Source organism: Bacillus sp. GMa5/1 (assembly GCF_050172015.1).
GTDB classification, from domain to species: Bacteria; Bacillota; Bacilli; order Bacillales; family Bacillaceae_G; genus Bacillus_A; species Bacillus_A cereus.
In genome coordinates, this window is record NZ_JBNLYC010000029.1 from 14,478 (window position 1) to 35,146 (window position 20,669).

Genomic DNA, 20,669 nt, shown 5'->3' on the forward strand with positions numbered 1-20,669 from the left:
TTTTGAATATAAAAAGAATGTACATGCATTGTTAGGGGAAGGGGGAGTATGTTGATAGAATTTCGTAATGTAAATAAATATTATGGTAACTTTCAAGTTTTGAAAAATATTAATGTGCAAGTGAAAAAAGGCGAAGTGGTAGTAGTTGTCGGGCCTTCAGGATCAGGAAAAAGTACATTGCTTCGATGTATAAATCAATTAGAGGCAATTACAGATGGAGAATTAATTGTACAAAATACAGAGGTACACAATAAAAAAACGGACATGAATGAATTGCGGCGAAATATTGGGATGGTCTTTCAACATTTTTATTTATATCCACATAAAACGGTTCTTCAAAATATTACATTAGCACCGATTAAAGTAAATAAAGTTTCCAAAGAAGAAGCAGAGAAAACAGCAATGTTTTATTTAGAGAAAGTAGGAATCCCGGAGAAGGCTAACGTATATCCACATCAATTATCCGGAGGACAACAGCAACGGGTGGCAATTGCTAGAGGACTTGCAATGCAGCCGGAAATTATGCTATTCGATGAGCCTACGTCTGCTCTTGATCCAGAGATGATTGGAGAGGTACTTGATGTTATGAAAGCACTGGCTAAAGAAGGGATGACAATGGTCGTTGTCACGCATGAAATGGGATTTGCTAGAGAGGTAGCAGATAGGATCTTATTTATGGATGATGGTCAAATTATTGAAGATACAACACCGGCGCACTTTTTTGCAAACCCTGAACAAGAAAGAGCTCGTTTATTTTTAAGTCGGGTGCTAAATCATTAGAGGAGGAATTTCATGCTTAAAATGAAAAAATTATTTACTTTAATCGTATTTTCATGTTTATTTGTGCTTGTTGTTGCTGGTTGCGGAAGTAAGAAAGATGAGGCAAAGGAAACAAATACGAAGCAAGGCGGGGCTGTTGAGCAAATTAAGAAACGAGGGAAATTAGTAGTTGGGGTGAAGAATGATACGAATTTATTTGGATTAAAAAATCCTTCAACAGGGCAGGTAGAAGGATTCGATGTTGATGTCGCGAAGGCACTTGCGAAAAAGATTCTTGGAGATGAAAAGAAGCTAGAGCTGAAAGAAGTAACGTCTAAAACACGTATTCCAATGCTGAAAAATGGTGATATTGATGCAATTATTGCAACAATGACAATTACGGAAGAACGCAAAAAAGAAGTGGATTTTTCAGATGTATATTTTAAAGCAGGACAATCGTTACTTGTGAAAAAAGGAAGCAATATTAAGAGTGTCGATGATATAAAACAAGGCGTTAAAGTATTAGCTGTAAAAGGGTCAACATCTACAAATAACATTCGTCAAAAGTCACCAGAAGCGACTGTATTAGAGTTTGAAAATTATAGTGAGGCATTTACAGCGTTAAAGGCAGGTAAAGGTGATGTGTTAACGACAGATAATGCGATCCTTTACGGAATGGCAAAACAAGATTCTAATTATGAAGTAGTAGGAAAAATTTTCACAGATGAACCGTATGGAATTGCAGTGCAAAAAGGGGCAGATGATTTAACGAAAGAGATTAATACTTTAATTAAAGACATGAAAGCAAGCGGAGAGTATGACAAATTATATGAGAAATGGATTGGACAAAAACCAGAAAAGTAGATAGTAAAAGTGAGAGGATGAGAGTACTCATCCTCTTCTTGTAAAGAAAGAGGGGAGAATATGTGCCTGATTTTTCTATATTAACGAATAACATTGATATGTATTTAGAAGGATTTAAATATACAGTTATGTCTAGTGTAATTGCATTGATAGGTAGTTTTATTTTAGGAGTAATTTTGGCAGTAATGCGTATTGCACCTATTCGTATTTTAAATTGGATAGGATCAGCTTTTGTGGAGTTTGTAAGAAATATTCCACTCGTATTAATTGCATTTATATTCTATTTTGCTTTACCTGTAATAGGAATTACTTTAAATGGTTTTGTAGCAGGAACAGTTACGCTTACGGTATATACGGCAGCTTTTATTGCAGAAGTAATTCGCGCTGGTATTTTATCAGTTGCGAAAGGGCAGATGGAAGCTGCTCGCTCTTCAGGGCTAACGTATGTGCAGGCGATGTATTATGTTGTCTTACCCCAAGCAGTGAAAATTGTAATTCCCCCTTTAGGAAACCAGTTTCTCAATTTAGTTAAAAACTCCTCAATACTTGGAATTATTGCTGGTGCTGATTTAATGTATCAAGGAGATTTAATTTCAACGAAGACGTTTGTTACGTTTGATGTTTATATATTTGTCGGGATGTTTTATTTAATATTAACAATTCCGCTCAGTATGCTAGTGCGTTATTTAGAAAAACGCTTAGCAAAGGAGGCGGTGTAAATGGATTTCAAGGGAGCAATTACAGGAGATCATATTCTATTTTTATTAAAAGGATTACTTATAACATTAGAGGTAGCGCTCATAGCAATTGTACTTAGTTTTATTATTGGAAGTGTAATCGGTATATTGCGCTACACGAAAATACCTGTCGTCTCACAAATATTAGGAGTTATAGTTGAAGTGATTCGAAACTTACCACTACTGTTAATTATATTTTTCACGTATTTTGCACTTCCAGAAGCAGGCTTGAAATTAGAAATTATAACAGCTGCAATTGTTGCTTTAACAATATTTGAGGCAGCAATGATATCTGAAATTGTTAGAAGTGGTCTATTGTCTATTGAAAAAGGGCAGGTTGAAGCCGCAAGATCTTCGGGATTAGCTTATGTGCAAGCGCTTTGGCATATTATTTTGCCACAAGCATTAAGGAGAATGGTTCCGCCGCTTGTCAGTCAATTTATTTCATTGCTGAAGGATACGTCGCTAGCGGTTGTTATATCACTCCCTGAGCTTATGCATAATGCTCAAATTATTAGCGGGCAAAATGTGAATTACATGATTCCAACATTTATATTAGTAGCTTGTATGTACTTTATCGTAAATTATAGTTTATCAATTTTATCGAGAAGATTAGAACTTCGTTGACTCTTACAATATATGTAAGGGTTTTTTCCTTGTTTCTCCTTATTTTCCTCTAAATAGAATCTGAATCTTGCAATAATTCGATTTTTATATTATTTTATCAGAAAAGTTTTAATTTTATATAGAAAATGTAATCGCTTTCGTGTATATTTTTATTATCAGAAAATTTTAACAAGATATAGGGGTATTGGTAGGGGGAGGATTTAGATGCAGCAACCAACGAATGAGAAATTACATCGCACGATGAAGAGTAGACATCTATTTATGATCGCACTTGGTGGTGTAATCGGAACTGGTTTTTTCTTAGGTTCAGGTTACACTATTAATCAGGCTGGACCAGGGGGAGCCATCCTTTCATATTTAGTAGGCGGATTTATTATGTATTTAACAATGCTTTGTCTTGGAGAGTTAACGGTAGCGATGCCGGTTTCAGGATCTTTCCAAAAGTATGCAACGAAGTTTATTGGACCAGGAACGGGCTTTATGATTGGCTGGTTATACTGGCTTGGCTGGGCAGTAACAGTGGGGCTAGAATTAACGTCAATCGGTTTAATGATGAAAAGATGGTTTCCAAATGTTGATGTTTGGGTATGGTGCCTTGTATTCGGTGTTATTTTATATGCTTCAAACGCAATTTCGGCAAAAAGTTATGCTGAATTAGAATTTTGGTTTTCTAGTATTAAAGTAATTACAATCCTTGCATTTGTCGTTCTTGGTGGTAGTGCATTATTAGGATTTATATCATATGACGGAAAAGAAGCAGCACCTCTTTTCTCTAACTTTGTAAGCGATGGTGGACTTTTCCCGAATGGACTAGCTGCCGTACTACTTACAATGATTACAGTTAACTTCTCATTCCAAGGAACAGAGTTAATCGGAATTGCAGCGGGAGAAAGTGAAAATCCAGAAAAAACAATTCCACGTGCGATCCGTAATACAGTATGGCGCATTATGTTATTCTTCATTTTAACAATGACAATTTTAGTAGGATTAATTTCTTGGAAAGAAGCAGGCGTAATTGAAAGTCCATTCGTAGTCGTATTTGATAAAATTGGTATTCCATACGCAGCTGATATTATGAACTTCGTTATTATTACTGCGTTATTATCTGTAGCGAACTCTGGATTATATGCAGCGACGCGTATACTATGGTCACTTGCAAATGAGGGAATGGCACCAACTTCCTTCCAGAAAGTAAATAAGCGTGGTATTCCAATTACAGCGCTAGTCGTAACGATTGCGGTAGCTGGATTATCTCTATTCACAAGTTTCCTTGCAGAAGATACAGTATACATGTATTTATTATCGATAGCTGGTTTATCGGCTGTTTCAAGTTGGATCATTATTGCTCTATCGCAACTTCGCTTTAGAAGTCAGTATATAAAAGGCGGGGGAAAGTTAGAGGACTTAAAGTATAGAACACCACTATACCCGATTGTTCCAATTTTAGCTTTAATTACAAATAGCATCGTTGTTATTAGTTTAGCGTTTATTCCTGAACAAAGAATGGCGTTATACTGTGGTATTCCATTTATCATTTTCTGCTATATATATTATTATATTAGTAAGAAACGGCAGAAACCGATGAAAGTGGAGATGGAAAAAACAAATGAAACTAACAATCAAACACGATGATATAGAAGCAGATTTATTGTATGGTCAATTAGCGATTGGAAAAGAAAACGGTTATTCACCGTTACAATTACTCGTTTCTTCTATCGCAGGGTGTAGTGCAATTGTCTTTCGAACGATTTTAGAAAAGAAACGTATTCCATACGATACGTTTACAATCGAAACTGAAATTGGTAGAAGTGAAGCGTTATCGAAGCCAGTTGAAAGTGTTCATTTGCACTATAAAATTAAAGCGCAAAATATTACAGAAGAGCAGCTGGACAAGGCGCTGCAACTTGCAGTGAAAAATTGTACGATTGTTCAATCTGTAAAAGATAGTATAAAAGTTACGGAAACAATTGAACTAATAAAATGAAACATAAAAACGTGAGAATACGGCTCTCACGTTTTTATGTTTTTAATAAAGGGGGAAATATGATGGAATGTTTAGGGTGTAAATTAGCAGGCGGAGAGGAAATTATATATAAAATATATGAAGATGATTATGTAACTTGCTTTTTAGATCATGCGCCTTTCTACCCAGGACATACTTTAATTGTGCCAAAGCAACATGTTGTAGAAGTAGATGAATTAAATGATGTTGTAGCAAAATCCGTTATGGATGCTTCTAAGCTTATTGCAAAAGCGATTAAGATAGTATATAAACCTGACGGAGTTACAGTTTGTCAAAATGGTGGAGTATTTAACGAGTTAACACATTATCATATGCATGTCGTACCAAGATATAAAGAGCGTTCGTTTGCTGAGTTTTATATGGTACAACCAGCAGAAAAGCAGAATCATAACTTGGAAGAGACAAAGAATTTGTTAAAAGAAGCGATAGAGCAAATACTGCATATTGAAAAGGTGTAAAAGAATTTTTCTTAGAGATACAGTCAGGAAAATTCTAATATTAAAAAGCCCAATTTCTCAGTTACAATAGAGAAATTGGGCTTTTGTTTATTCTATTATTAAATTTTATCTATAAAAAGATTTTGCAGTGTCACAAAGTACAGTGCTCATTCGTTATATAGAGTGAGAGGAGGAATTATATGAAAGTTACAAACAACGATTATGAAAAGATGGAAGAGCTATATGAGTTGTATGAACAAAAAATTTATTATGTAGCTTATTCTATTTTAAATAATATTCAACAGGCTGAAGATGCGGTTCAAGAGACGTTTATTACTCTTTATAAGAACTTGGAAAAGCTCCATAGCTTGGCTACTCAAGAGCTTAAACGCTATATTTTGAGGATCGCGAAAAACAAGGCGATTGATAGTTACCGGAAAAATAAACGACATGAAACATTTTTAGAAGAATATGAAAGAGAATCAATAGAAGCAGTAGATGAAAATATTGAAGAGTGGGAAAAACGTAAAATGTCTGAGGTTCAAATTGATACATTGCTAAAAGAGTTAAATGAATCTAACAGACAGGTGTTTAAGTACAAAGTCTTCTATAACTTAACGTATCAAGAAATTTCAAGTGTAATGGGGATTACGGAGGCTAATGTCCGCAAGCAGTTTGAACGCGCTCGAAAACGAGTCCAAAATATGATAGGAGGTATACAACATGACGAATTCAAAGAACTCCAAAGAAATATATGAACTTGCTGAAAAAATTGCTTTAGATGATTTTGATAAATCCGAAGAACAACATGAATTTTCACATACATATACGCGCAAAAAGAAACTGTTTATGGAGGAAATGAAGCTGAAGGGCGAGCGACCACAGAAAAAGAGTAAAAGACATCGTATGTTAATCGCTGCTGCCTGCTTATTGATTGGTATGCCGACAACCGTTTTTGGTGCAGTAAAAGTCTATAATATGATTGTTCAAAAACAAAATTATGAAGTAAATGTGTCGGTAACAAATAAGGACACGAAAAAGGCTGATAAGTGGTATAAGCTGAAAATTGATAAATTACCAGAAAATATGGAAGCAATTGATGACTCTGCTATGAAATATTCATTTAAAGATAACGACGCAAATGGAGGCTTTTCATTTAGTCTTTGGAGAGTAGGGGAAAATGCGGACTTTCAAACTTTATATTCAAAAAGCTACGAAGAAAAAGAGATAGGTGGCAAGAAAGCAGTAATTGTTCATAAAGAAACTGGAAACAACAATGTAATGTTTGATAGGAAGGTCTTTCTCTTTTTTGAGAAAGAAGGGATTATGTTAGAAAGTTTTATTGGATCAGATATAAATGAAGAACAAATGATAGATGTCTTAGGGAATATTTCACTTGAGCCCACGTCAAAAGAAAAGGCATCACATATATCAAATTATGATAAAAAGTATTTTAGCCAAGCAGATGAACCTAAAAAATCTAAAGTGATTCCTTTGAAAAAAGATAGCAAACGACTATTTCATATAGGGCAAAAGGTTCCAGTAACGATATCTATGGATAACAGCCAAATTGAATATGTGATAGAAAAAGTTGAAGTTTTTGATTCGATTAAAGATTTTAAACAAGAGAACTTTAATGAACTTGGCCTAGGGATATTAAGCAAGAAGAAGGCTTTAGATCAGACGGGAAAACTGCTATCGTACAGACGGGATGTATATAAATTAGGGAATGGTAAAGATTCAATTGATACATTAGTAGATTCGCAATTAGTTAATGTTAAATTTGTCTACTTGACAACAACAGTGAGAAATATTGGTAAACAGGCGACAGAAGAAATCTATATGCATCCATCCATAAAGCAGCTTAAATTTGAAGGGAATGCATGGAAATACGCTAAAGAAGAGGGAATGGATGCAACGCGTATTATGACGGGAGAAGTTGATTATTTAGAGCCTCACGGAGATGGGAAAAGCTTCTACAATATTGGCAGTATCCGACCAGGAGAAACGGTAAAAGTTAACTTAGGTTACTTTGTAGATGAAGATAAACTAGATTCAATCTTTTTGGATGCTTTCCATTACAGAGGGAATGGAAGTACTGAAAATATGAATGCGTCATATCGTTGGTGGATTGATATTCGTCAACAGTCAAAACGATAGGAACAAATACACAAAAAGCTGCTTATATTTAGCAGCTTTTTTCGTCTTCATACATATGTAAAACTTCTTTCGCACGCATACGTAAACCATCTATCAATTCTATCGGTTCTAAAACTTTTGCATCTTTTCCGAGTCTATAAAATAAAGGGGTAATAAAATTGATTTCTCCTTTATCAATTGTTGAATGTATATATCCTGTCCCGTTTTCGTTTGTTACAACGAATTCTTCAAGGTAAGGCACGCTTTTACATTGGCGTACGCCTTCTGTTGACAGTAAAACATGTAACTGAGTAGGATTATGTACTACGTGAGAGTTAGAGGCAAACCACTCTTCTAAATTCATGAATGTATCTTCATTTTCTTCCGTTGATAATATAGAAAGAATACGATCGACGCGATACAGTAATGTTTTTTCTACATTAAAATCATAAGCAGGTAAATACCATAAACCATCATGCGCATATACACCGATAGGATGAACGTGTTTTGTTTTGATCCTTGATTTAGATTCGTATTGAAAGTGTAAATTTTTATTTTCAATAGCCGCTGTTAACACTTCGTTTAAAAGTGGTGTCTCAATTGTTCTTTTCGGATTCCAAAAGGCGATATAAGAACGTATTTTGTCAACTTTAGCTTTCGCATCATGTTGTAGGGAGCTATATAGTTTATGTGTAACGGAATTTATTTCTGTGTTAAAAGGCAAGTCTCTGTAGTAGCTTAAAGATTGAAAGGCAAAAAAGATAGAGACTGCTTCTTCTTCGGTAAATAAAATAGGTGGAATTACTCTATTCGTTAATACTTTATATCCTCCGTTGCGACCTTGTTCAGCGTAAATGGGTAATCCCATATCACTTAAATCTAAAATGTATCTATGGACAGTACGAACAGAAATATTAAATTCATCGGCTATTTCTTGAGCTGTAAATGCTTTTTTCGCAGAAGCAAATATAAGAATATCTAATAAGCGTTTAGCTTTTGACAAATGTATCACCTTTTTTCTTTTTAAACATGACATAAATTGTCGTGTTTTATTGTTAGTATATTGTTTACATCATAATGTTATCAAGATGAGGTATAAGGAGGAAAAAATATGTCACGTGAAATAGTTTTATTTATTGCGGCGAGCTTAGATGGATATATTGCGAAAGAAGATGATGATTTACAGTGGTTAATGGAAACCGAAGGAGAGGGAGATAACGGTTATACAGAAATGTACGAAACTATTGATACAATAATTATGGGAAAAAGAACGTATGATTATGTAGTAGAGCATATAGAACCATTCCCGTATTTAGATAAAAAATGTTATGTTTTTTCTAACTCAGAAAAAGGTTCAAACGAACACGTGGAGTTTGTAAATGAAGATGTAGTGGAGTTTACAAAAAGGTTAAAAGCACAAGAAGGATCTAAAATATGGATGGTCGGTGGAGGGAGTCTCTTAAGAGAGTTCTTTAAGAATAATCTAATTGATGAATATGTTGTTACGATTACACCTCACATATTAGGTTCTGGAGTTCCGTTATTTCAAGACAAGAACCCGGAAATTAATTTAACTTTAACGGATACGAAACGTTTTGGGCAATTTGTAAATTTATATTATAAAGTAAAGTGATAAAAAACACGACTATTGATGATAGTCGTGTTTCTTTATGGATGGTAATGAAATTATAAAGCAAGACCCATAATCGACTTCGCTCGTTACAGTAATATTTCCGCCGTGTAGTTCTACAATTTCTTTTACGATAGATAGTCCTAAACCAGTTCCGCCTGTAGCTCGTGTTCTCGCTTTATCAACTCGATAAAAACGATCGAAAATGTGAGGGAGGTCTTCAGGCGGAATACCTTCGCCTTCATCTTCAATTGTAATGAAAATACGTCTATGTTCTTCTGTAACAGAAATGTTTATATGAGAATGTTCTTTTGAATGCCTATAAGCGTTATTTAAAATGTTTATTATAACTTGTTCAAATCGCTGTTCATCTAAGTTTACTACCAGTGTAGGAGGACAAGAGAAAGAAACTTTAATGTACCTTTCTTTATACATAGCGTTAACTTTTTCGGCTATGCGAGTAAAGAAGGTGTGTAAATGTACTTCCTTTACTTGAATAGAAAAGTTATGTTGTTCCATTTGTGCAAGTGAAAATAAATCTTGAACTAAGTTTGTAATGTAATCAGACTCATCTTTTATAATAGATAAATATCGCAAACGTTGCTCAGGAGATGTGGTCTCTTTTAAAGCAATGTCAGCGTAACCTCTTACGTATGTTAACGGTGTTCGTAATTCGTGAGCAACACTTGCTAGAAATTCACTTCGCTCTGTTCTCATATAATGTAAATCATTTGCGAGCGTTTGAATAGATGATGCTAGTTCACCAATTTCATCATTTCGAGTAGTCGTTAATGAAACGGACAAATCGCCTTTACTCATTTTTTCAGTTGCATGTTTCATGTGTAACAATGGTTTTGTTAATAAACGTGATAATAGGAAAATTGTGATGACTGTGAGTAGAAACGTGATGGCGCCAGCAATAATGAATTGTTTCGTTAATCCATTTACCAACTTTTCAATGGATTTTGTTCCAAGAAACATATACACATACCCTTCATGTTTTCCAGCTACTATGATAGGACTAACTGTACATATATAATTAGATGTTTTCCAATGATTTTCTATAATCGCTCCGTTATGGTCTGTTCGAGTCTGCATGCTACTAATGTGATTTTTTATAGTCGTGTTTATTTCGTTAGATTTAGCTAGCACTTCTTTATTTGTATTTGTAATAACGACAGTTGTTTCAGCTTCAGATTCCATTAATGCTACGTGAGAGATGGTTTGCTCATCGTAATATTTTTCAAGTACATCTCGATGACTATTTCCTCGCTTTAATAAAGCTGTCATTTCTTCATTTACTCTAGTGTTTACGAGACTATAATAGAGCAAAATAAAGAGAACACTTTCAATTAAAAGTGTAACAATTAAAAAATAAAATCCGAATTGAATTGAAATTCGTTTCATCGTTTTGCCCCTTACTGTTCAGTATCAACCCATCGATAACCTACTCCATACACGGTTTTTAAATGATGATCAATAGGGAAATTTGCTTTTCGCAATTTATCACGTAAATTACGAATATGCGAATCGACTGTGCGATCTTCTGTATTTGTGTTTAATCCCCAAATTCGTTCGATGAGCTGATCACGGTTTAATACGTAGTTCACATGGCGTAAAAATAATCCGAGTAAAGAAAATTCAATTGGTGTGAGAAGGAGTTCTTCACTATGGACAGAAACGAAGTGTTTTGTTTCATCCCATACAATACCGTGATATTGGATTTGTTTATGTTCATTTGTACGTCTTAAAACGGCTTCAATTCTTGCGAAAAGTTCTTCTTCATGGAAAGGTTTCGTTATGTAATCATCGGCTCCAAGTTTTAATCCTTGAACGACATCTACTGTTTGATCACGAGCTGTAACCATAATAATAGGAATGTTACTAAAAGATCGGATTTTTTTGCACGTTTCCCATCCGTCCATCTTTGGCATCATAATATCGAGTAAAACAAATTTAAAGTTTCGATTTTCTATATGTAAAATAGCTTCTTCTCCTGAAGTCGCACATACGCAGTTATATCCAATTGGGGTAAGATAAAGCGTTAATAATTCAAGCATTCTCGGTTCATCGTCTACGAGCAGTATATCAATCATAGAGAGCCCTCCATATTTATAATCGTTACTTAAAGTGTAATGCAAAATCATGAAGAAATGGTGCAGATTATGATGCGTCTGCATAATTTCTTCAGAATTGCTTGTTATTGTGGAGTTGAAATTACATTTTAGGTAATCATATTGGCTCAAAAATGATTAATACGGAGGCGGTATAGTGAAAAAAATGACCCGAATTTTTGGGATAACAATAATTACAGCAGTTGGTCTTGCTGCATGCGGACAAACGAATACAGACCATAAAAACCATGAATCTACAAAAGAGAAGAAAACAGAGCAAAAGGAAATGAAAATGAATCAGGAGGTAACGGCGCCAAAAGAAATGAACGAAGGTGCATCTAATGATTTATTAACGACAAGTCTAAAAAATGTGACGAGGTTAAATACAAATGACCCCCTAAAAATGGCAGTATTAACTTCGCAAACGATATGGCCAGCAACTCATAAGGAGAACCAGCCAGGTGCTGTTATTTTAGTACCAGCAAGCGAGTGGCAATTAGGTATTGCGAGTGCAGACCTTATTCATCATCCGAATAACGGGCCGATTTTATTTATAGAAAAAGAAAAGATACCGGAAATGACGTTAAAAGAAATAAAACGATTAAATCCAATCGGAACGAAAGACGGAACACAAATTATGGTGATGGGAGATGTAGGTACTAGCGCGCTTGAACAATTAAAAGGTTATAAAGTAAAACAAATAAAAGAAACGGACCCAGCTATATTTGCGAAGGATGTTGATAAGGAGTATGCCGATATAACAGGAAGCTACCCAAATAGTGTTATTATTGGTTCGTCTGCAGAAGAAGGCCGTTTATATACAACACCCGCTGTAAATTGGATTTCTCATATGCCGGAACCACTACTCTATACAGAAAAGAATAAAGTGCCAGAAGCGACAATAGAGGCATTAAAAATGAGAAAAGACAAAGCAAATATATATGTATTAGGGCCAGAAAAAATTGTTTCAAAAGAAGTGGAAAAAGAGCTGAGCAAATACGGGAAAGTAACGCGTATTAGTGGAGAGACTCCAACAGAAAATTCGGTTGCGTTTGCGAAATTTAAAGATGAAAAAACAAAATTTGGCTGGGGATTCACAAAACCTGGTCACGGTTTATCATTTGTTTCAAGCAAAACACCAGATTTAGCAGTTGCTGGGGCACCTTTTTCACATATGGGTAAACACGCACCTGTTGTCTTGTTAGAAGAAGGGAAAGCTTCACAACCAGTGTATGACTTCCTTGCAAGCATTCAGCCGAAGTTTAAAGATAATCCAACACTTGGACCATATAATCATGGCTTCTTATTAGGAAGTACGAGTGATATTTCATTTGAAACACAAGGAATACTAGATGAGAGGTTAGAAATTGTTCAGGAAAGTGGTCAAGGACACGGTGGACATTAATGAAATGAGCAAAGACGCTACTGATATAGCGTCTTTTTCTTTAGGAAACTTTTACATAGTAAAAAATCTTCTACTCGTTATATAATAGCCTTCGTGCAGTCGGCTAGATTTTCTTATGGAGAAAATCAAATGATAAAGGAGTAGAGGAGTGGTATTTTGTTTCAAACGATAAAAAATGATTGGTTTTCTAATGTGAGAGGGGACGTGTTATCAGGAATTGTCGTTGCTTTAGCATTAATTCCTGAAGCGATAGCCTTCTCTGTTATCGCTGGTGTGGATCCGACCGTTGGGTTATACGCAGCCTTTTGTATTGCAGTTACCATTTCATTTGTTGGCGGAAGAACTGGGATGATTTCAGCTGCAACAGGTGCAATGGCATTATTAATGGTGACGCTCGTTAAAGATCATGGTTTCAATCGGAACGTTTGATTGGAACTCTGTAACAACAATTCATAAAGTACCAAAAGGAAACGCATTTGTTATGATCGTAACAGTTGTGATTGTCCTAATTACACATAATTTAGCATTAGGTGTAATTATCGGAACAGTAATTAGTGCGGTTTTATTTGCATTCAATATGGCAAAGATTCACGTGAAACATTTATATATTGAAAATAAGAAAATATATGAAATTCACGGTCAACTTTTTTTTGCATCTACAGCCGACTTTATAAATAATTTTTCATTTAATGAAGATGTAAAAGAAATCGAAATGAACTTTACTCATGCGCACGTATGGGATGATTCGGCAGTGGCATCAATTGATAAAGTTATCATGAAGTATGAACAAAGTGGTGTGAAAGTAACTATAACAGGATTAAATGAACGTAGTTCAAAACTTGTTGCAAATTTAGCTACTTATAATAAAAGAATTGCTAGTTAAAAGCCTCCTTTTTAGGGGGCTTTATTATATAATACGAATAGGATAACGAAAAGGGGATTCAGCATATGTACAAACAAATTATATTAGCATGTGACGGTTCTGAACATGCACTTCGAGCAGCGGAGCATGCAACATATATTGCGAAATGTAGCGAAGAAACAAATGTTGAAGTTGTGTACGTAGTAGATAATAGAACGGCAAAATCAGATATTATACAAGGTCAAACAGATTTAGAAACAATATCGGCTAGTCGAAAAGATAAATTAAAAGAGATTGAAGGTTTATTAAAGAAAGAGAACATTTCTTATACAATTACGATATTACATGGTGATCCTGGAGATACAATTGTTCAATATGTAAATACAGGAGATATAGATCTTGTCATTGCTGGAAGTAGAGGGCTCAATACACTGCAAGAAATGGTGCTTGGAAGTGTAAGTCATAAAATAGCAAAACGAGTGAAATGTCCGGTGATGATTATAAAATGAAATAGAATGTAACGAAGACCTTAGTATAACTGAGGTCTTTTTTTATGTATAAATGACTCTTATTTGTGGAAATACTAGATATATAAGTTGAAAAGATGTTAACTTACAAATTTGTAAGTTAGTTGTTAGAGAAATCGATGTTATGAGATTTTTCCCATTGGTAAAATAAAAGTATCAAAGGGGAGATAGGGAGGATGGAAGTAATGAAATCATTTCAAAATTTGTCATATAGTCAAGGGGTAAGCTTAATTTGTCTAGGGGGATTTGCTGCATCTGTTACGTTAGCTGTTTTAATAAAGGTGTTTCATCAAATCTTTTAATTTTATAGTAGGGAAGGAATTGGTTGTTATCATTAGTAGGAACAGCAATGAAAATAAAAAATAGCTCTTAGCATGTATGTAAATGCTAAGAGCTATTTTTATGCTTGTTATATGTTATTTAAGCTTGCTTTTGTTTTACTGACCCTGTATTTAAAGTAAGAGCAAGGAAGAACATTGCAAGTACGCAAGATGCAAGTAATAAGATGAATCCGCCATCCCATCCGAATGCATCTACGATAAAGCCCATAGCTGCACTAGCGAAAGCAGCTCCGCCTAAGTAACCGAAGAATCCAGTTAAGCCTGCTGCAGTTCCAGCAGCTTTCTTTGGTGCTAAGTCTAGAGCGTGTAGACCAATTAACATAACCGGTCCGTAAATTAAAAATCCAATTGCGACAAGTGCGATACTATCAACCATTGGATTACCAGGAGGGTTTAACCAGTAAACAAGAACTGCGATAAATACACCGACCATAAATAGAATACCAGCAGGTGCACGACGTCCTTTAAATAGTTTATCACTCATCCATCCGCAAAGAAGTGTACCTGGAATACCAGCCCATTCATATAGAGCGTAAGCAGTACGTGAGCTACTATGAGTAAAGCTTTTTTCTTCTACTAAATAAGTAGGAGCCCAGTCTACAACGCCGTAACGTACGAAATATACGAAAACGTTCGCAATAGCGATGTACCATAAAAACTTATTGTTTAATACGTATTTAAATAAAATTTCCTTTACTGAAAGCTCGCGTTCGCGGTCTTTTACTTTTTCATCTGGTGGATATTCTCCAGTATGTTCTTCAATAGAAGGTAGTCCACAAGATTGAGGCGTATCTTTCATCGTAATTAATACATAAATACCAACTAAAATTGAAAGAATACCTGGGAAGTAAAAAATACTTTTCCAGTCATCTGCGAAGAAGTATAAGCCTAATGTTACAAGTGAAGGCATAAGCGCTCCGCCAACATTATGAGCGACGTTCCAAATAGACATTTTTGTACCACGTTCGCTAATAGAGAACCAGTGAACCATCGTACGACCACAAGGAGGCCATCCCATACCTTGTACCCATCCATTTAAAAACTGAAGTACAAACATAAGTATAATGCTCGTTGTAATGAAAGAAAATGAGCCGAAAATAATATTAATGATACCTGATAAAAATAGCCCAGCTGCTAAAAAGTAGCGAGGATTACAACGATCGGATACGATACCCATAAGAAATTTACTTAATCCGTAAGCGATAGAAACTGCTGAAAGGATAACCCCAAGTTCCCCTTTACTAAAGCCTTGCTCGATTAAGTATGGCATTGCTAGTGAAAAGTTTTTTCGAACAAAGTAGTAACCTGCATAACCGATGAAGATACCTAAGAATACTTGTAAACGTAATTTACGGTATTCGCTATCAACGCGATCAGCTGGTAAGCGTTCCGCGTGGGGCGCAGGTTTAAATAATTGTGTGAAAAACATAAAATGAAAATCCTCCCCTAATTAATTCGAAGCGTTTTAAGACAGAGAACATAAAAAGGCCATGAAATATAAAAAAGTTTCCTTTTTTATGATTCATAGCCGTGTACTCCGTTTCTCCGTGACTGTCAATATTAACTTCGTCGAAAATTATACAACTTTGTGACAAAAATGTAAACGTTTTTATGAATAAAAGTATTGACGGATTTTGTTCGCGGGATTAATATTTAAATACATTAAATATTTTATTGTTTAAATAAGAGGTGGATAACATGCCAAATGATATGACGCATATCGATAAAATTCAAGCTCTTGCCTTTTCGATTGGAAAGAAAATGCAGACGGAGTTATTAGAACAAATGCAAGCGACAGGACTTACACCACCGCAGTTTTATATTTTAAAGATTTTAGATCATTATGGGGCTTCAAGAGCGACAACATTAGCGAAAAAGATGTATGTGAAGCCTAGCGCGATTACAGTGATGATTGATCGTCTAATCGATCAAGAACTTGTAGAACGCTATCACGACAAAGATGACCGTCGCGTTGTCATCATCGAGTTAACGAAAAAGGGGAAAGCTAGAGTAGAAGAGGCAATGACAGCTCGTAACGAGCATATTGCAAAATACTTTTCACATTTAGAGTTGCAAGAAAGAGAAGATTTATTACGTCTCTTTGAGAAGTTAGAAACCATTATTTGCGGGACACAAGAGAAAAAAGAGAATAACTAAGAGGAATTGAGGAGATTACATGGAGCAACAAGAAAATCAAAATAGAAAGTTGTTGTTAATCGGTTTAGTAATCGCGATGCTATTTGCTGCATTAGATGGAACAATTGTTGGTACAGCAATGCCACGTATCGTCGGTGACCTAGGCGGATTAAGTTTAATGACATGGTTAACGACAGCTTATATGTTAACATCAACGACAGTTGTACCAATTGCAGGTAAATTAGCGGATTTACTTGGTCGTCGTAACGTATATATAACAGGGCTAGTTATTTTCATGATTGGTTCGGCGTTATGTGGTATGGCAAATGGTATGACAGAATTAATTATTTTCCGTGGGATTCAAGGTCTTGGTGGCGGTATTATGATGCCAATGGCTATGATTATTATTGGAGATATGTTCACGGGAAAAGAACGTGCGAAATGGCAAGGTATTTTTGGTGCGTTATACGGTCTTGCTTCTGTAATTGGACCACAAGTTGGTGGTTGGATTGTAGATGCAGTGAACTGGAGATGGGTATTCTACATTAATTTACCGGTTGGTATTTTAGCGACAATCTTTATTGCAATGGGATTAAAATCGCATAAACAAACAGGACCAATTAAAATCGATATCGCTGGAATCTTTACGATGATTCTCGGTGTTGTAAGTTTATTACTTGCGCTAACGTTTGGCGGAAAAGATTATGCATGGGATTCTTGGCAAATTATCGGTTTATTTGCACTAGCTGTAATTGGTATCGTTAGCTTTGTTATCGTTGAAACGAAAGCTGAAGAGCCAATTTTACCAATGCATTTCTTTAAAAATCGCACATTTACAATACTGAATGCGATTGGATTCTTTATGAGTATTGGAATGTTCGGCGCGATTATGTTCGTACCATTCTTCATGCAAGGTATTGTAGGAGTAAGTGCTGCTGAATCAGGAACAATTATGACTCCAATGATGATTACAATGATTGTGATGAGTATTATCGGTGGGCAACTTGTATTAAAAGTTGGTGTAAAACCACAAATTATCGCAGGTATGCTTATTATGGCCGGTGGTTTCTGGTTATTAACAACGATGGATATGCACACAACGAAGCTTACAGCTACTTCTTATATGATGGTTATCGGTTTAGGAATGGGTCTTGTAATGCCGACATTAACATTAGCGTTACAAGAAAGCTTCCCGAAAAAAGACCTTGGTGTTGTAACATCATCAAGTCAGTTCTTCCGACAAATCGGTGGTACATTTGGTATTACAATTTTAGGATCAATTATGAATAACACTTCAGGTGCGACATTAACAAAGAATTTAGTACCTGTATTAGATACATTCCCGAAAGAAGCGGGACAAATGGTAACGAAATTTAAAGATATGATTCACACAGATCCACAAGGTTTATATTCAATGCTATTTAGCCCAGAGGCATTAAAACAAATGCCAGAAGCGTTCGCTAACAGTATTGTACCTATTTTGAAAAACTCTTTAGTAGACTCGCTTCATACTGTATTCTTAACAGGATTAGTATTTATCGTAGTAGGTGCCATCTTTACGATTTTCTTACAAAAAATTAAATTGTCAGATCGTAAAAAAGATGCTAAAGAGCCTGCTGTAGAAGAAAAAGAAAAAACTGTATCATACTCGTAATGAAGAAGCATCGCCTTATGGCGGTGCTTTTTTGAGTATAACCTTAAAAGCTTTTTAGTGAGAAATGATTGACGTATTTTTAGAAATACGTTATATTATTTTCTGTAAACGGTTACATGAAATGAGGAGAAAAGAGAATGAGTACGATCAAAGACGTTGCGAAATTAGCAGGAGTATCTGTTGCGACCGTTTCCAGAGTTCTAAATAAAAATGGATATGTTCACGAAGATACATTAAAAAAGGTAGAACGTGCAATTGAGATGTTAGATTATAAGCCTAGTACAGTAGCGCGTTCACTGTATAATAAAAAGTCTCGTTTAATTGGCTTAGTTGTTCCAAATATCGTGAATCCATTCTTTCCGGAAGTTGCACGTGCCGTAGAAGATGTAGCACATAAACAAGGTTACACAGTTGTCCTTTGTAACTCTGATGAAAGTTTAGAAAAAGAGAAACAATATATTGATGTACTTAGACAAAATAATGTAGATGGATTTATTGTAGCAACGAATCCACAAAATAGTGTTAATTACATGAATTTATCTGTTCCAGTTGTTGCGATTGACCGTATGTTTAATGAGCGTATTCCTACTGTATATGCAGATAACTATGCAGGAAGTCAGGCTGCGACAAAGTTGTTACTAGATAAAGGATGTAAACATATTGCACATATTCGCGGTCCACGTGATGTGAGTACTGCAAATGAACGTTTTGAAGGTTTTGTAGACGTTATTACGCAAAATAATCTTTCGTATATGATTGCAGAGAGTACGTTTGATCCAGCAAATAGTGAGCGTGTAGCGATGGAATTATTAGAAGAATACCCGCATATTGATGGTATTGTTGCTGGGAATGATTTAATTGCGATTGGTATTGTAAAGGCTGCACTTCAAAAGGGGATTGTCATTCCAGATGATTTACAAATTATCGGATTTGATGGAATTTCTTTAACGGAAATGATGTATCCATCTATTACAACAGTTGCACAACCAATATATGAAATGGGGAAAATTGCAACAGAGTTGTTGTTAGAGCAAATGGAAGGAAATACATTAGAAGAGAAACACTATCGTTTGCCGATCGAAATTATAGAACGAAATACAACGAAGTAAGGAGATGAAACAGATGCCAAATATTGCAGTAGTAGGAAGCATTTCAATGGATTTAGTGGCTGTTTCAAAAAAACGGCCGAAAGCAGGAGAAACAGTAATTGGTGAAGCGTTTCATACAATTCCAGGAGGGAAAGGAGCAAACCAAGCAGTTGCTGCAGCTAGATTAGGAGCAAATGTAGCAATGGTTGGAGCGGTAGGAAATGATGATTATGGAACAGTAGTTAGAAAAAATCTAGAGAACGAACGCATTTTTATCGATTATGTGGTACCGGTTACAGATAGAACGACAGGAATCGCTCATATCGTTTTAGCAGAAGAAGATAACAGTATTGTTGTCGTACAAGGGGCGAATGCTCTTGTAAATAAGTCAGTTGTAGATCGCTCCAAAGACCTTCTTGTAAAAGCGGATATGGTTGTTCTTCAACTAGAAATTCCACTTGAAACAGTAAAATATGTATTGGCTATTTGTGAGGAACATAATATTCCTGTTATGTTGAATCCAGCGCCAGCACAAGTTTTATCAGAAGAAATTTTAGAAAAAGCGACTTATATTACGCCAAATGAACATGAGTGCCGCATCGTATTAGATGATTTTACATCACCAATTGAAGATTTATTGGCGAAGTATCCAAATAAACTATTGATCACAGAAGGTTCTAACGGTGTTCGTTTCCATAATGGCACGGAGATTGTACATGTTCCTAGCATTGCTGTTGATGTAGTGGATACAACTGGAGCTGGTGATACATTTAATGGTGCGTTAGCAGTTGCACTTTCTGAAGGAGAGACACTTCAAAAAGCAATTCGTTTCGCGAATATTGCCGGTGGTCTTTCTGTAACGAAACTTGGGGCGCAAGGCGGCATGCCAACGAGAGATAAAGTACGTGAAGTGCAGGTGATTGTTGGATGAAGAAACACGGCGTATTAAACAGTGAGATTGCATCAATCCTTGCTTTACTTGGGCATACGGATACGATTGTAATTGCTGATTGCGGTTTACCAATTCCTGACGGAGTAAAAAGAATTGATTTAGCTGTTGAAATTGGAAAACCTAGCTTTTTAGATGTATTGCAAGTGGTAGCTGATGATATGGCAATCGAAAAAGTGACGTTAGCAGAAGAAGTCATTATAAATAATGCGGAAGTAAATAAAGAAATAGAGCAGAAATTAATAGAGCCAGCATTTGAGTATGTATCTCATGAGCAATTTAAAGAGCATACAAAGAAAGCGAAGGCGATTATTCGTACAGGCGAGGCTACGCCTTATGCAAATGTAATTTTACATGCAGGCGTGATTTTTTAATAA

Annotated in this window: 22 protein-coding genes and 1 pseudogene; 19 read left to right on the plus strand and 4 right to left on the minus strand. The window is 35.5% G+C overall.

What is annotated here, in order from left to right:
- Positions 1 to 48: 48 nt before the first annotated feature.
- The 9 genes from ACQGSG_RS09855 (at position 49) to ACQGSG_RS09895 (ending at position 7,607) form a co-directional block, all read left to right on the plus strand.
- Positions 49 to 780, plus strand: coding sequence for an amino acid ABC transporter ATP-binding protein (locus ACQGSG_RS09855; RefSeq protein WP_050552230.1), 732 nt, complete (start codon positions 49 to 51; stop codon positions 778 to 780).
- Positions 781 to 792: 12 nt separating this feature from the next.
- On the plus strand, positions 793 to 1,623 hold the full coding sequence (gene glnH, locus ACQGSG_RS09860) for a glutamine ABC transporter substrate-binding protein GlnH (protein ID WP_000916491.1): 831 nt from the start codon (positions 793 to 795) through the stop codon (positions 1,621 to 1,623).
- A gap of 62 nt (positions 1,624 to 1,685) precedes the next feature.
- Positions 1,686 to 2,342 carry an amino acid ABC transporter permease gene (locus ACQGSG_RS09865; RefSeq protein WP_001112667.1) on the plus strand — a complete coding sequence of 219 codons (657 nt, stop codon included), beginning with the start codon at positions 1,686 to 1,688 and terminating at the stop codon, positions 2,340 to 2,342.
- Positions 2,343 to 2,987 carry an amino acid ABC transporter permease gene (locus ACQGSG_RS09870; protein ID WP_426947281.1) on the plus strand — a complete coding sequence of 215 codons (645 nt, stop codon included), beginning with the start codon at positions 2,343 to 2,345 and terminating at the stop codon, positions 2,985 to 2,987. It abuts the gene before it with no gap.
- Between the two features lie 204 nt (positions 2,988 to 3,191).
- On the plus strand, positions 3,192 to 4,619 hold the full coding sequence (locus ACQGSG_RS09875; RefSeq protein ID WP_001187097.1) for an amino acid permease: 1,428 nt from the start codon (positions 3,192 to 3,194) through the stop codon (positions 4,617 to 4,619).
- Positions 4,594 to 4,971, plus strand: coding sequence for an OsmC family protein (locus ACQGSG_RS09880; protein ID WP_000778818.1), 378 nt, complete (start codon positions 4,594 to 4,596; stop codon positions 4,969 to 4,971). Before ACQGSG_RS09875 ends, ACQGSG_RS09880 begins: the two co-directional genes overlap by 26 nt.
- Before the next feature lie 62 nt (positions 4,972 to 5,033).
- Positions 5,034 to 5,468 carry an HIT family protein gene (locus tag ACQGSG_RS09885; RefSeq protein WP_000388959.1) on the plus strand — a complete coding sequence of 145 codons (435 nt, stop codon included), beginning with the start codon at positions 5,034 to 5,036 and terminating at the stop codon, positions 5,466 to 5,468.
- Positions 5,469 to 5,647: 179 nt separating this feature from the next.
- Positions 5,648 to 6,205 carry an RNA polymerase sigma factor gene (locus tag ACQGSG_RS09890; protein WP_000869268.1) on the plus strand — a complete coding sequence of 186 codons (558 nt, stop codon included), beginning with the start codon at positions 5,648 to 5,650 and terminating at the stop codon, positions 6,203 to 6,205.
- Entirely contained in the window at positions 6,171 to 7,607 is a 1,437-nt protein-coding gene (locus tag ACQGSG_RS09895; RefSeq protein WP_214631970.1) for a DUF4367 domain-containing protein, read from the plus strand. Before ACQGSG_RS09890 ends, ACQGSG_RS09895 begins: the two co-directional genes overlap by 35 nt.
- Before the next feature lie 28 nt (positions 7,608 to 7,635).
- On the opposite strand, the gene ACQGSG_RS09900 is transcribed toward ACQGSG_RS09895, so the two are convergent.
- Positions 7,636 to 8,622, minus strand: coding sequence for a helix-turn-helix transcriptional regulator (locus ACQGSG_RS09900; protein ID WP_119781844.1), 987 nt, complete (start codon positions 8,620 to 8,622; stop codon positions 7,636 to 7,638).
- Positions 8,623 to 8,697: 75 nt separating this feature from the next.
- Between ACQGSG_RS09900 and ACQGSG_RS09905 the strand changes: the two genes are divergently transcribed.
- Complete coding sequence (locus ACQGSG_RS09905; protein WP_000085764.1) at positions 8,698 to 9,219, plus strand: dihydrofolate reductase family protein; 522 nt, start codon at positions 8,698 to 8,700, stop codon at positions 9,217 to 9,219.
- A 12-nt stretch (positions 9,220 to 9,231) separates the two neighbouring features.
- Here ACQGSG_RS09905 and ACQGSG_RS09910 read toward each other — a convergent pair whose 3' ends face one another.
- Both ACQGSG_RS09910 and ACQGSG_RS09915 read right to left on the minus strand, forming a co-directional pair.
- Entirely contained in the window at positions 9,232 to 10,623 is a 1,392-nt protein-coding gene (locus tag ACQGSG_RS09910; RefSeq protein ID WP_325842764.1) for a HAMP domain-containing sensor histidine kinase, read from the minus strand.
- Between the two features lie 11 nt (positions 10,624 to 10,634).
- The gene (locus ACQGSG_RS09915) at positions 10,635 to 11,312 is read right to left on the minus strand and encodes a response regulator transcription factor (protein WP_172852721.1); all 678 of its coding nucleotides are present in this window, start codon (positions 11,310 to 11,312) and stop codon (positions 10,635 to 10,637) included.
- A gap of 175 nt (positions 11,313 to 11,487) precedes the next feature.
- Between ACQGSG_RS09915 and ACQGSG_RS09920 the strand changes: the two genes are divergently transcribed.
- The 4 genes and pseudogenes from ACQGSG_RS09920 (at position 11,488) to ACQGSG_RS09935 (ending at position 14,426) form a co-directional block, all read left to right on the plus strand.
- The gene (locus tag ACQGSG_RS09920; RefSeq protein WP_000738868.1) at positions 11,488 to 12,735 is read left to right on the plus strand and encodes a hypothetical protein; all 1,248 of its coding nucleotides are present in this window, start codon (positions 11,488 to 11,490) and stop codon (positions 12,733 to 12,735) included.
- Between the two features lie 156 nt (positions 12,736 to 12,891).
- Positions 12,892 to 13,618, plus strand: a pseudogene (locus ACQGSG_RS09925) (SulP family inorganic anion transporter).
- A 65-nt stretch (positions 13,619 to 13,683) separates the two neighbouring features.
- Entirely contained in the window at positions 13,684 to 14,106 is a 423-nt protein-coding gene (locus ACQGSG_RS09930; protein WP_000277998.1) for a universal stress protein, read from the plus strand.
- Between the two features lie 203 nt (positions 14,107 to 14,309).
- Positions 14,310 to 14,426 (plus strand): DUF4027 family protein, encoded by a 117-nt coding sequence (locus tag ACQGSG_RS09935; RefSeq protein ID WP_000834733.1) that lies wholly within the window; start codon positions 14,310 to 14,312, stop codon positions 14,424 to 14,426.
- Positions 14,427 to 14,544: 118 nt separating this feature from the next.
- Here ACQGSG_RS09935 and glpT read toward each other — a convergent pair whose 3' ends face one another.
- The gene (gene glpT, locus ACQGSG_RS09940; RefSeq protein ID WP_000466384.1) at positions 14,545 to 15,894 is read right to left on the minus strand and encodes a glycerol-3-phosphate transporter; all 1,350 of its coding nucleotides are present in this window, start codon (positions 15,892 to 15,894) and stop codon (positions 14,545 to 14,547) included.
- Positions 15,895 to 16,163: 269 nt separating this feature from the next.
- Here glpT and ACQGSG_RS09945 point away from each other — a divergent pair, with 269 nt between their 5' ends.
- The 5 genes from ACQGSG_RS09945 to rbsD all read left to right on the plus strand — a co-directional run bounded on the left by ACQGSG_RS09945 (position 16,164) and on the right by rbsD (position 20,666).
- Positions 16,164 to 16,622: a MarR family winged helix-turn-helix transcriptional regulator gene (locus ACQGSG_RS09945; RefSeq protein WP_001132365.1), complete on the plus strand. Its 459-nt coding sequence runs from the start codon at positions 16,164 to 16,166 to the stop codon at positions 16,620 to 16,622.
- A gap of 19 nt (positions 16,623 to 16,641) precedes the next feature.
- Positions 16,642 to 18,255, plus strand: coding sequence for an MDR family MFS transporter (locus ACQGSG_RS09950; RefSeq protein ID WP_000437645.1), 1,614 nt, complete (start codon positions 16,642 to 16,644; stop codon positions 18,253 to 18,255).
- Positions 18,256 to 18,392: 137 nt separating this feature from the next.
- Entirely contained in the window at positions 18,393 to 19,364 is a 972-nt protein-coding gene (gene rbsR, locus ACQGSG_RS09955) for a ribose operon transcriptional repressor RbsR (protein ID WP_065704873.1), read from the plus strand.
- A 13-nt stretch (positions 19,365 to 19,377) separates the two neighbouring features.
- Positions 19,378 to 20,274, plus strand: coding sequence for a ribokinase (rbsK, locus tag ACQGSG_RS09960; RefSeq protein WP_088361321.1), 897 nt, complete (start codon positions 19,378 to 19,380; stop codon positions 20,272 to 20,274).
- Positions 20,271 to 20,666: a D-ribose pyranase gene (gene rbsD / locus ACQGSG_RS09965; protein WP_000716154.1), complete on the plus strand. Its 396-nt coding sequence runs from the start codon at positions 20,271 to 20,273 to the stop codon at positions 20,664 to 20,666. Before rbsK ends, rbsD begins: the two co-directional genes overlap by 4 nt.
- Positions 20,667 to 20,669: the final 3 nt, after the last annotated feature.